Source organism: Nostoc sp. DedQUE08 (assembly GCF_034530895.1).
Lineage (GTDB): Bacteria > Cyanobacteriota > Cyanobacteriia > Cyanobacteriales > Nostocaceae > Nostoc.
Genome location: NZ_JAVRCD010000118.1, coordinates 1 through 10582, shown reverse-complemented (window position 1 = coordinate 10582; position 10582 = coordinate 1). Strand labels below are relative to the sequence as shown.

Annotated in this window: 9 protein-coding genes and 1 pseudogene; 2 read left to right on the top strand and 8 right to left on the bottom strand. The window is 39.2% G+C overall.

Annotated features, from left to right (window positions below; translation table 11 throughout):
* The coding region (locus tag RMY64_RS36290) for a leucine-rich repeat domain-containing protein (RefSeq protein ID WP_322702642.1) at positions 1-369 on the top strand (369 nt) is incomplete at its 5' end.
* Positions 370-534: 165 nt separating this feature from the next.
* Here RMY64_RS36290 and RMY64_RS36285 read toward each other — a convergent pair.
* From RMY64_RS36285 to RMY64_RS36270, 4 genes are all read right to left on the bottom strand, one after another.
* Positions 535-705: a hypothetical protein gene (locus tag RMY64_RS36285; RefSeq protein WP_322702641.1), complete on the bottom strand. Its 171-nt coding sequence runs from the start codon at positions 703-705 to the stop codon at positions 535-537.
* 19 nt (positions 706-724) lie between these two features.
* Positions 725-1012: a hypothetical protein gene (locus RMY64_RS36280; protein ID WP_322702640.1), complete on the bottom strand. Its 288-nt coding sequence runs from the start codon at positions 1010-1012 to the stop codon at positions 725-727.
* A 12-nt stretch (positions 1013-1024) separates the two neighbouring features.
* Positions 1025-1729, bottom strand: a complete 705-nt coding sequence (locus RMY64_RS36275) for a hypothetical protein (RefSeq protein ID WP_322702639.1) — start codon at positions 1727-1729, stop codon at positions 1025-1027.
* Positions 1730-2199: 470 nt separating this feature from the next.
* On the bottom strand, positions 2200-2463 hold the full coding sequence (locus RMY64_RS36270; protein ID WP_322702638.1) for a TRADD-N-associated membrane domain-containing protein: 264 nt from the start codon (positions 2461-2463) through the stop codon (positions 2200-2202).
* A 170-nt stretch (positions 2464-2633) separates the two neighbouring features.
* Between RMY64_RS36270 and RMY64_RS36265 the strand changes: the two genes are divergently transcribed.
* Complete coding sequence (locus RMY64_RS36265) at positions 2634-4562, top strand: pentapeptide repeat-containing protein (RefSeq protein ID WP_322702637.1); 1929 nt, start codon at positions 2634-2636, stop codon at positions 4560-4562.
* 593 nt (positions 4563-5155) lie between these two features.
* On the opposite strand, the gene RMY64_RS36260 is transcribed toward RMY64_RS36265, so the two are convergent.
* From RMY64_RS36260 to RMY64_RS36245, 4 genes and pseudogenes are all read right to left on the bottom strand, one after another.
* A complete protein-coding gene (locus RMY64_RS36260; protein WP_322702636.1) occupies positions 5156-6145 on the bottom strand; it encodes a TniQ family protein in 990 nt (329 codons plus the stop codon).
* Positions 6142-7260, bottom strand: a complete 1119-nt coding sequence (locus RMY64_RS36255; RefSeq protein ID WP_322702635.1) for an ATP-binding protein — start codon at positions 7258-7260, stop codon at positions 6142-6144. The genes RMY64_RS36260 and RMY64_RS36255 overlap by 4 nt, the downstream gene beginning before the upstream one ends.
* Complete coding sequence (locus RMY64_RS36250; protein ID WP_322702634.1) at positions 7260-10025, bottom strand: TnsA endonuclease N-terminal domain-containing protein; 2766 nt, start codon at positions 10023-10025, stop codon at positions 7260-7262. Before RMY64_RS36250 ends, RMY64_RS36255 begins: the two co-directional genes overlap by 1 nt.
* Positions 10026-10377: 352 nt before the next feature.
* Positions 10378-10582: pseudogene (locus RMY64_RS36245) on the bottom strand (hypothetical protein); the annotation flags it as partial.

The following is a 10582-nucleotide window of genomic DNA, read 5'->3' as shown; positions in this document are numbered from 1 at the left end:
CTGGGCCAATTACAACATTTGGATTTGAGCAGGACTGCGATTCAAGACCTGTCACTACTGTCTACTCTGGGCCAATTACAACATTTGGATTTGAGCAGGACTGCGATTCAAGACCTGTCACCACTGTTTACTCTGGGCCAATTACAACATTTGGATTTGAGTGACACCGCGATTCAAGACCTGTCACCACTGTTTACTCTGGGCCAATTACAACATTTGGATTTGAGTGACACCCAAGTCTATGATTTTACCGCCCTTATGAAGCTGCCCCAGACAGTCCTACTATTTGTAAATGAGTCTCAGAAAAAAGCCGCTGAACTTCAGAAGGTAACGAATAAGTTGAACATTATATCTGATATACCATTCTAAGAAAAAAGAAATATACTTTTTATACTTTTTTAAAATCTAAATAGTGTTGTCGCTGCTATTGGGGTCATAGAGCCAATTTAGTGTTGTTCGAGATATGTAAACGAATCAACCAGCAAGCGCAGCATTGAAAAGCGATCACAAGGGGAAGATAGTTTTTGTGGCAATTTAAAACCAGCAAAAATGGATGCTAGGGGGATAAGGGCGATCGTAAGAGCTAGAAGCAATTCCCCAAGGTGGGGCGACAGTAAAAATAGATGTTGGGGTGTGAGGGCGATCGCTCCAAAGAGCGGCTTGCTGCCAAAAATTAACCCCATCCGCAAGAGATGGGGTAGACATTATTGGGTGGTCGTAAGCCTTAAACTATAAATTGCATTAACATTTTTGGGTTATTAGATTTACAACCCTTAAATGCCATTAAACAACAAACAAATTTTATTAGCCCGCTTTGTATAGTTTCTTGCAAGCTTAATGATGACTCGGCAGGCCAGCGCTCTAGCCAGTCTCCTTCTACATTTTGAACGAAGTTATCAATTCCATCAACACCAAATTCCTCCCTAGAGCGCACTAAATCCCTAGCTCTTTGGAGAGATTGCATAACTTCATCAATTTTTTGTTCTCTGGCGGTCTTCATAGGTAAGGACATTAGCTTAATGCCTTAATTAGTATCTATTGCTAAACAATAACAGCTATCTTGATTTAAGTCACTATGTTCAAGGATACAATATGCAATTTTAAAATTAACATTACTTAATGTGGGAATAAAGTTCATAAATAACCCTTTTTCAATTTTCCAATGTTTTAATGTTTTTAGCCATTTATCCTGTTTGTTGTCAGTTAGTTCCCGTCTAAGTGTAGTAATTTGTACACATAGAGGTTTGCCTCTACTTCCCACAGCAATTATGTCTGTAGCCATTGACAAATCTGCAATGTAAGGACTAAAGCTATCACCTCCACGTTTTTCTATTTGTTGTCGAATGCCGCTGATACGCGGTGCATCAGATCCAGCAAAACTTCCATCTAAAAGTTTTTGTTTCCATATTTCAATCTTGGGATCTCTTTCATTAATCCATTCTGGAAATAAATGTTCGTACCAATATCTTTCACATTGGGGTAGTGTTGCAAATACGAGTTCTCTATCTTCTGCGGGTAAATACTGAATTTTTAACCAATTATCAGTAAAAGTTATCAATTCCTCAAGGAATTGCATCAAGTGTTTTTTGCTTTTAATAAGTCCAGGTTTTTTCTTGGAGACCCAACTTTGTATGTATTGAAGTCTTTTAACTAGATTGGGGTTTACCAATTTAGCTTCTTCTATAAGTCTTTTTAAATCAGAGTTAACTTGTTCAGCGGATTTGTGCACATTAATTTTGTAACCCAACTCTTGGGTTTTATCGGCTAATCAATAGTAACGCCATTATTGCGATTGCTTCTACAACTATTGGCATCGCTTTTGGCAACCCGCAAGCCTAACTCCAGTTAAGACCGTTTCAGCAGCAACTCCCCTAAATCGTATAACTGCTGGCCTATCTGCTGCGTCACAGTAGTAGCTGCATTATTGGGCAGACGTAACGTCCATCGCCTCCAATAGACATATCCGCAAATGAGTATCAAAGCCTTGTAAAGTAAGGCTCAAAACCTAATTTATGGATAAGTCTAATGGCCAAACTTTCTCAAGAGCAATCGACCCCGGATCTTTACAGAGGGGTGAGGGCAGGGCGAACGCAAGGATTTGTAAAAAGTTTTTCATCAGCCTGAACAGGGTGATCGCAATTTTCAGCAGAATCATAGATGCGCGAGGATGAGAGCGATCGCCACCTCACCAGTGCAAGTTTAATCTGCGTCTTTGATTTCGACTGGAGTTTTGTCAAGCCTATCGTTGACTTCCCTGGCAAACCGAATACATTGGACACTCGCGGTCATTCCTCCAATGGCAGTAAAAGTTCCTTCTGCAACTTTGCCTGACAACAGTAATCCGGCTCCTATAAGGCTGATGGAAGCAGATAGACCCGTGGCAACTAAGGCAAGGTTAAAGCTATAGCGTGCTTGCCGTAGGCGTTCTTGGAGAATGTTGGATTCAACTGGCTTATGGCTCATAGATTTTGTTTTTTTGTGTGTTTCGCTTCATTCTTCCAATATCGAGCCAAATGCCTGTAATATTGACTAGGCAAAGATTGTGTTATAAATAACTTGTGATTGCTCTATGATTGTTTGATGCCCAAGTTTTGATTGCCTAAGCGATCGCTTTTTAAATACCGAGTCAAACTATGACAGACCCTAGCCTTGGCAGAAAAAACAGGAAAATAACTATTACATCATCTCCAAAAGGTATTGAGATAGCAGAAAAAGCTTTGATCCGGTTAGGGTTTGATTCAAAAAGCAACTTTGCAAAGTCTCAACTCTTGTCTCGTAGTACAGTGACAAAATTTTTTCAGGGTGAGCCACCAATTCAGCTTGATTCCTTTAAAAGGATATGTGAGGCGTTGAAATTGAATTGGAGAGAAATTGCAGGATTAACAGAAGAAACACAGCCAAAGCAGTTACCAGTAGGTAGTTACAGTAGTCCTGATAGTTATGGGGTGGTAGAGCAAGCGCAATCAGAACACCGTCAAGTAACTGTAATAGATAAACAAAGTCAAAAAATTAAAGCAGTCATCACCTTAAAAGGTGATGTAAATTCAGTTCAAAACTGGAAAATTATTCAATCTGCTGTACAAGAATATTTAGGAGATTCGATAGAAATCACTGATATCAAACAAGGCAGCATCAGATTATTTGTTGAAGGTTCTCCAGAGGATATTGAGCGGCTTGCCTTTCACATCAAATCAAAAGAGCTAAAAACAGTAGCAGGTTTTCCTGTTGAAGGCGTTCAAGTTTTGAGCGAAAGCTTAAATGATGAAAGTGCTGAGTCTGATAAGAAATGGCATTTAGTACAGGAGATTGTTAGTCAGGGAGCTATAGATCGAGACTTGAGTGGTACTGACTTAAGCGATACTGACTTGAGTGGTGCCAACCTCAGAGGTGCTGACTTGAGTGGTACTGACTTAAGCAATGCTGACTTGAGTGGTACTGATTTAAGCGGTGCCAACCTCAGAGGTGCTGACTTGAGTGGTACTGACTTAAGCGATCCCTTCCTCAGGGATGTCGACATCCCTAAGGTCGACCTCAGCGATATCTACTTCATGACCAGTCCCAGGGGTACCAACCTCAGCAATGCCAACCTCAGCAATGCCAACCTCAGCAATGCCAACCTCAGCAATGCCAACCTCAGCAATGCCAACCTCATCGGTGCCAACCTCAGCAATACCAACCTTAGGAATACCAACCTCAGGAATACCAACCTCAACCGTGCCGACCTCAGCAATGCCAACCTCAACCATGCCAACCTCAGCGATGCTAACCTCAGCGATGCCAACCTCAGCGATACTGACTTGATTGGTGCTGACCTCCGCGATACTGACTTGAGTGGTGCCGACCTCAGTGGTGCCAACCTTAGGAATGCCAACCTCAGCAATGCCAACCTTAGGAATGCCAACCTCAGCAATGCCAACCTTAGGAATGCCAACCTCAGCAATGCCAACCTCAGGGGTGTAAATCTTAATGAAGAGACGCAGATTGATAGTAGATGGCGTTTAGTTTGGGAGATTGTTAATCAGCAAGTAGCAGATCGAGATTTAAGTAATGCCGACCTCAGTGGTGCCGACCTCAGCGGTGCCGACCTCAGCGGTGCCAACCTCAGCGGTGCCGACCTCAGCAGTGCCGACCTCAGCGGTGCTGACCTCATCGGTGCCGACTTCAGGTATGCAAACTTAAAGAGCGTAAAGATTGATGAGAAAACGTACATTGAGGGTAAATGGCGTTTGATTTGGGAGATTGTTAATCAGTCACTTAGAAATCGAGTCTTAAATAATGCAAATCTCAGAGATGCCGATCTGAGGCTTGCCTACCTAAGCGGTGCTAACCTAAGCGGTGCCGATTTGAGTGGTGCTAACCTCAGGGCTGCCAACCTAGATAGTGCTAACTTGAGTGGTGCCGACCTGAGCGATGCTGACCTGAACGATGTGATTCTAGACAGTACTATTGTTACAAATGCTTACTTTGGAAGCGGCAAAGGTCTCACAGAGGATATGAAGAAGAAGCTAAAAGAGCGAGGGGCTATTTTTGGCGACCGCCCCCCAGTTAGGAGTCAAAAATAAGAAAGCGGACATGCAAAATTCTTCATAACCCCGAACAGGGCAATCGCTTTCAATGACTTGAAGTTAGTTAAAATAAGAAACGGAAATAGGGGATTTGGGTGAGAGAGATCGCTTCTTACTTATGCCGATCGAGGTGAAATTATCCTTACCAACCAGACCCACAGGTATTAGAGAGGGTGATGCCTGCGGCTGACTGTTAGGTGACGGCGCAGCAGCGTGTAATGCTCACACTTGACTACATCAAGCTATTTATGAATTGCGACATGGGTCGGTAACTGAAGGCAAGCAGATAATCGCTCTTGCTAATTGCACAGAGCAGTAAATACGTTGATGATACTTTGAAGATTGTGAAAAGTTTTTCACTATCATCTGCGTGAATTAAAAAACTTTGAACAAGAACGGGCTATGGTAATAATATGGGTGGGGTGAACTCTGAGCTATTGAAAAATAAATAGAAAAAGTTTATCAAAGCTCATCTTGGGCTACTCTAGAACTAGGCATCAAACATCGCTTAGTCTTGAAAAATTTTCATAAACTCGCTGCTGTAGAATTTGCAGTTCATCTAAGCATAAATCTTTATTTATACTAAAGTTCTACAACTTTAATTCCAGACTAAAATTCCCGAACAATATCTTGCCCAATTCCTTAAAATCTAACCCAAACAACTGGGATACACTAATCTTCGCCTTCTCACACACAGGAATAATCAACTTTACCAAATGATAAGGTTGACTTTGATTTGTTGTTGAGGCTATCCTCAACGATTCCATGATTCCCCCTAAATCTCCCAATAACTTCAAATCCTTTCCAATAGTTTGTTCAAATACTAACAAAATCAATTGTAATTTTCGGGTTAACTCGATTGGGATGGGTTTATATCCTAATTGGGGAGTAAGTGCAATTAATTCGCTAATTCCTTGAATATTAACTCGATATTTCTCTATATCCTCTTCGCCTTTAATTTCCTGTCCTAACCACCCATAACAGCGAGAACAAAATCCCGCAGGTGAAAACTTAGTCATCACAGGTAAACGCGAACCACAATGAGGACATTCTTCTACTAATCGCTGTTTGTGAATCAAACAAAATTCTACATTTTTAAATGACCATAATAATGGTTCATAAATAGTTTTGTTCTCCTGCTGCCACTCTTTCCAACAACAAGGACACCAAGCGCGATAGTTCCGAAATAACCCCTTGTCATAAATCATTCCTTTCCAGTTTAAAAGAGTCAAAAAACGTAAATCCTGACGCATTGTTAACTCTTCTAAGACAGTGACTAACTTCCCTGTCATTTCTCGCATTCCGTTGATAGCCGGTTTAGCATCGCCATTTCCTAATAAATAGCTGACACTCTTTTGCAGTAACTTCGATTTATCCTCATTTTCCAAAATAAGTAGCGCAATTTCCCCCATAATAAGCTTCTGGGCAGTTAAACAATGCTCGTGTGCCAAACGATTAAGATAACTGCTGAGACTTTCTGTATGGGTAGTTCCCACACCCACAGGTTCAAGACAAAATAAGCGACTCCGTTGAGGGATTTCTAGAGGTTTTGGACTCCAAAGTTCCTCATAAATATTCATCCCTCTTGATTAACTCCTACTAAGTCTCTCCCTACCTTACGTTCCCCAACTTTTCTACCTTTTTTCACTGGTTGAGAATTGATAGATCCAGGCTTTTCAACTTTTTCCTCGTTCTTATATAGAAAAGATAAACGGCTTTCTCCTGCTTCTAACTCTTTTTGAATTGTTTTTCGTCTTCCTGCTGATAATTCCCTTGCTTTAAAATCTTTCATCCTCACTGTTCTAGCGCCCTCGTCTAACGCATTTTTGAGAGCGCGATACCACCAACTTTTAAGAATGCCCACACACCCTATCGAGTATTCCATAAAATATTCCCAATGTTCCTCTAATTGGGGTTCATATTCAACTGGCAAATACTGTTGTAAAGTCTTAATTACCTTAATAAATTCTTGTTGATCTTCTGATTTAGTCAGATAGTAGGGAGGTAAATAATAATCTTCACTTCTTTTTCCTACTTGACCATTGACTTCTTGACATTTTAAAAGTTCATAAGTTCCAAATAAAATATGAACTGTTTGAGTTTTATTAGCCAGTGATTTAAGCCAGTTCATTTGAACATTTATTTGTCTTCCTCCTGCAACATCAAATAAGTGCTGTGCTTCATCTAAGGTATAAGCTTTTAATTGACGGTGTAAAAAAACCTTTTGCATTGTTCGACGCAAAGCTTTAGCATTTTTTCCTTCATGATCTCCTATTAGATTATCTGAGTTGTCATCCTCTAAATCAACTCCATAATTTTCTTTATAATCAATTAAAACTTCCTTCAAAGATTCCAAAACTTGAATATAGTAATCAGAATAGTTAAACTTTCCTCCTTCAGCACCATCTACCTCGATTCCTCCTACCACTAAGCTTCCTGGATTAGAAATAATTTTGTCTGCAAAATGTTTAAGCAATCGTTTTTCAAATTCTGCTTTTAACCGTGATTTTCCTACCCCTGTTACCCCAAACACCAGATAAACTAAAGCATCATCCGGTTCTATAGCATTTTTTAGTAGCTGCTCTAGAACCAGTTTAATATTGCGATGAGGAACAATTATATCTTTAAAATACTTAAGTTTGTTATCAGTTGGTGCTTGTAAAAATTCTTGAGGGAAACGACGATTTGTAACCATTACCACAATTCCTCTTCAGCAAAAACCTGAATTTCATCAGGATTAAATTTTTTGGGTAGACTAGGCTGTGAATTCTCTTCTTTTAAATCTATTAAATCTAGATTTTCTTCTATTGTTTGACTATCTTGAGATGAATGCTGCTCAATATTTGATACATTTAATAATACCGCACTACTCAGGTTCCCTTCAATTAAATTGAAAACTAATTTAGCAGATTGATCTCGACGAATTTGTAGTATTAATTCTTCATGCTCTTCCGCATTATTAAGTAAGTCAACAATCTCTTTAGAACCTACATATTGACTTTGATTATAGATTTGCCGTTTTCGTCTGCAAATTGTTGTGGCTATTGCTACTGCCTTTTCTGAATGTCCTTGAAACTTCATATAATAATTAGATAAACACTTTACCCAATGATTATTAACATAGGCATAAGTAACACCATAATCTAGTGGGTCATAGCGAACAGGAATAGATTGATTCTCAACACTGTAAAATTCATCTGTCCAATAATTTTGATAGTTGACTCTAATTCCTTGACCAGGAATAACTTTGGCCGTTCCCTTATTGTTCGTCGGCAAGGTTAAAATCTTGAATTGCTCATCATACTTAATATATTGATGAGGGCGATGTCCCGTTTTAGCTAACCCTAATTCAAAAGCCTTATGAGGCGACATTCCTTCTAAAGCAGGATGTTCTGCTTTATCATAAACTCCATAAGCATAGCCAAATGCCAAATAATCGTATAATTCTTCTAAATTCCAGACAGCTAAACTCTTGGGATTATTTGCTTTTTTAACGAGGCGGACGTGCTTCATGATTTGGGTATTCCCCCTCAAGTTATTAATAAATTCAGTATTTTGTGAGCCAAACCAACGTTCAATAATTGAACTAAATTTAGGGCAATCCTTAGGACGATGCTTTTTGTTGGCATCAAAACGCGCTAATAATGTATCAAAATAAGTAGAACGAAACTCCTTGCCGTTATCCACAACAATCAATTCAGGAAATCTTCCAAACCGTTGTATACAGATGCGAATAGCCATCATACAAGAACGGTAACTCGGATGATCAAAGGTAAGGTATAAAGCTAAAATCCTCCGACTATAGGCATCAATCATGCCTGTTACCCAAGGTCTGCCTAAATTTTTGCCACTATAGGGACAGATACACTCAACATCAAGCTTTGTGTGGTCAATATGAACGATTTCGAGCGGGCGATCTCCATGACGGGGGGTGGTAGGTTGAATTAACCAAGGCCCCAACAAATTATTCGCTGCACGAGATCCCCTTCTATTTTTAGTTTGTTGATAGCTGTTTCGTTTTTTCACTCTCTCGTAATAAAAGGTATGACTGGGAACAGGAGAAATTCGTCCCTCTTTCTGCCATTTATCCTCTAAAAATTTATACGTCTGCCAAACATTTTTTTGTTTAGGAGTTTCATATTGTTCTTTAATGACTTTATCAATAAATTCTAAATCTTCATCAGAATAACGAGGGGTTGGATTGCCTTTGTATTGGGGAATTAAGCCAATAAACCCACATCCGTATTTTTGTTGGGCTTTTCGATATTTTGCTTTCCAGTCGCGTAGAGTTCGTTCTGATAGATCATCGCATTTTTGAGAATTATCAGCTTCTTTCCCTAAAAAAGGCTGAATAGCTGCATAACGATAATTTGCAATTTCTAAGGCTTTAGGACTGGCCTCTAGAAAGTATTGCCATCCTTCCTCATCTAAAGTTGTGTGGTTTTCTGTCTCAAGATTACTAATTTCTCCTAATTCGATTAATTGTTGAAATTCTGCATAAGTCCAGCGAATAATTCCTTGTTCTCCTCTAAGAATGATTTTACTTTCCCCAATATGGTCAATGGTGAGGCTTTTTCCATCTAACAAAAATGATGACCCCACTTTAAGTTCAACTATCGACACATTGCTGGATACAGGTTCACAATAATCATGAGTTACCGTGATATAAGCTTCTGCGGTAGCTTGGTCACGGAATAGATGAACTTTCTCTTGATCCACCAAAGCTACTTCGCTTAAATTCACATAGACTTTTTCGAGGGCAATTAAGGTATTAATATCATCAATAGTGGCATTTTTCGCCTTCTCAAGCAGATTGGTGAGGTTAATACCGGGATAATTAACGATAATCTCTTGAACATTTGCTTCTATTTGGTCATTAAGGATATATTCTTGATTTAAATATCCTTGTTTGTAGGATTGTAAATATTTCTGATTGCGATATTTGATCCAATCAATTTCACTATCAGAACGAAGACGATAATAATATCCTAAGCTTTCGATATATTCTTGAACAATGACATCCACCCATTGTCCTTCTATTTTTTGATAGCGATGAGGCTGTTCCCCACTAAGTTTTTCCAGTCTTTTCTCTGTTTTCCACTCTTCAAAACCACAAAAATTCTTTCTCATTACAAAAAAATCGGGATAATGACTGATAGTTGTGGCTTGTTTACCTTGTGGTGAGCATTTAATACTGAATTTAATCGGTTGATCCCAATATTCTAAAACTTGGTCATCATATTCATAAAATTGAGTAATAGCTGGTAATTCAACAGTATGAGACTCAAATTGAATCGTTCTACCCATCTTTGAGCTAGCATAGAAACCATGAACGTTTCTTCCTCCTCCTTTGACTTTACGAGCTGGTGGGGAAGTCCTAATTTGGTTAACCAAATCTCTTTGCTGTTGGGAGAGTCGCAAACTATCACACCATGCTTGAAACTCGACATCGTAGAGCATGGTTATCTCCTCTAAAATTAGTACAATTTTACCTATAAAAACACCATAACAAGTTCAGACTATTTCGGCAATGTCAAACTTTAAAATTGCTATTCCGGCAAACTCAGGCTTTAAAAACTGCTTATATTATAGATATTCGTGGAACGGATTTACTGGGATTGAGGCAATGTAGTGGCAAAATCAAACTTTAAAGTACGGCAAAACCAAGCTTTAAATTACAGTCTGTGACTTTACTCAAAAGTTTGCCGCTATGGCAAGCTTATGCTTCTAATTTTGCAGGTGTAGAGAAAGAAGCCAACTTACTCTACCCTTTTAAGTTTAATAGCTTTACACTCCAATTTCATGTCGTGTTTCATTTTCGGTGACGAGGTGCTTTACCATAGCAAGCCCCACATAGGCGAATTGGCTCATGCTGCATTTCTACGTCAAAAGGTGGAAGCATTTGAGCAAGCCTGTCTGCATCTACTTCTACTACAGATGCGATCGCATTTGCTATTTCGGAGTACTCATTTGCTATTTCGGAGTACTCATTTGTTATTTCGGAGTACTCATTTGTT